This is a genomic window from Halobacillus sp. BBL2006 (genome assembly GCF_000786645.1).
Classification (GTDB): Bacteria; Bacillota; Bacilli; order Bacillales; family Halobacillaceae; genus Halobacillus.
Genome location: NZ_JRNX01000823.1, coordinates 1 through 1,749 on the forward strand (window position 1 = coordinate 1; position 1,749 = coordinate 1,749).

Annotated in this window: 1 protein-coding gene and 1 pseudogene; both read right to left on the minus strand. The window is 42.0% G+C overall.

The window, feature by feature from the left end:
- Positions 1-1,129: ethanolamine ammonia-lyase subunit EutB (gene eutB, locus LD39_RS20065; protein WP_035552704.1), on the minus strand; the 1,129-nt coding region annotated here is incomplete at its 3' end.
- A 173-nt stretch (positions 1,130-1,302) separates the two neighbouring features.
- Positions 1,303-1,749 (minus strand): annotated as a pseudogene (locus LD39_RS23305) (hypothetical protein); the annotation flags it as partial.

The window sequence follows — 1,749 nt, forward strand, 5'->3', positions numbered from 1 at the left end:
CCTGGTCATTCTGGTCCGCACTCATATGGTTCGTGTACGTAGGGGCGATTCCCATCGGCAAGTTATGCATTTTCCCCATAAATAAATCCTCTAAGTCTGCACGGATCATTTGCTTGCCATCAAATAATGTTTCGGGACCTATAAAGCCGGAGACGTTGTTAACCATAAACGGCTGCCATCTGCGCGCATATCCATACGTCCTTGCTTCCAGTGTCTGCATATCTACCCCGGAATGACCGTCTAAGGATACCTCCGATCCTTGCCCTGTCTCAAAGTAAAAGAAATTCGGACCGGCTGACGTTCCTTTTGACTTCATTAATTCATAACCCTCATCTAAGAGCTCCGCATTGACGCCGAAATCATCATTCGCCAACTGTGAACCCGCTAAACTTTGAAATAAGAGCGCGACAGGTGCTCCCTTTTTAAGCGCTTGCATTTGTGTCGTTATATGAGCCAGGACACAATTCTGAGTCGGGATTTCCCATTTTCCCATGAACTCATGACTCATCGTCAGAAGTTTGGCTACAGAATCCACCGCCTCATTATTAGGATTAATCCCAATCACAGCATCCCCAGATCCATAGGATAATCCCTCTTTAATAGAAGCTAAAATTCCTTCTGGATTATCGATTGGATGGTTAGGCTGACAGCGAAAAGCCAAACGTCCAGGCTCTCCAATCGTCGTATTGCAATGAGCCTGGTGCTTCATCTTCTGGGAAGCCAATACCAGATCAATGCTCGACATTAATTTAGCGACAGCGGAGATCATTTCACTCGTTAACCCTCTGCTCAACCTTTTCAAGTCGTTTGAATTAGTCGAATGATTAAGTATATACTCGCGCAGTTCTCCTACTGTCCATCCGGAGATTTCCTTATAAACAAATTGACTGACGTCTTCATAAATCACCTTACTTACTTCGTCTGTTTCAAAGGAAATGACAGGATTCTCATAAATATCTTTCAGCTGAAGTTCACTCAACGTGTACTTAGCTGCCATACGTTCTAGTGAAGATTTCGCGCCAATGCCTGCCATAACATCTCCGGACTTTTCTTCACTGGCCTTTGCCAGCACATCCTTGATGGAGTTGAAATGGTAGGTTTCGTTTCGTAATTGACATGATAGTTTCAAACGAATTCACCCTCTTTTTAATAGTTAAATAAAAAAAGGCGCCAATATCGTTAGTATTAGCTAACGATATTGGCGCCTTTGCCGAATATATTTACTTACTTAAAAGTATAGCAGAAGTTATTCTGAAAATACAGATAAATTTAAGAAGGTTCCTATTAAATGATTATAGTAAGCTATTCTCTCCTTAATGTTAGAAGATTTATCTCAGGAGTATTAAAAAGACGGAAATTCAAGAATCCAACAGCATCACTACTCCCAAGACCCGCACTCACATATTGCTTCACCCCTTTATATTCCCACAACCCTTTCACGCGGTCTTGCGGAGGGAATAAGCCTCCAAAATCATAAAACGCTTCAGGAACGATGAGCGCACCAAGGAATGGGATTCGTATTTGGCCTCCATGGTAATGACCAGCAATAATCAGGTCATAGTCTCTGAATTTATAATAGGTCGTCCCTTTCAATTGATCGATTCTTTCATCAATAACAGGATAATGATTGAGTGCGATCAACACTTCATTATCTTCTTTTTCAAAGCCCTTCCACTCCTGAAGCAACTTATTTTGGTAGGTAACAAATACATTATTCTTCCCTAGTGGCGGGCTTGTTCGTCCATTCGC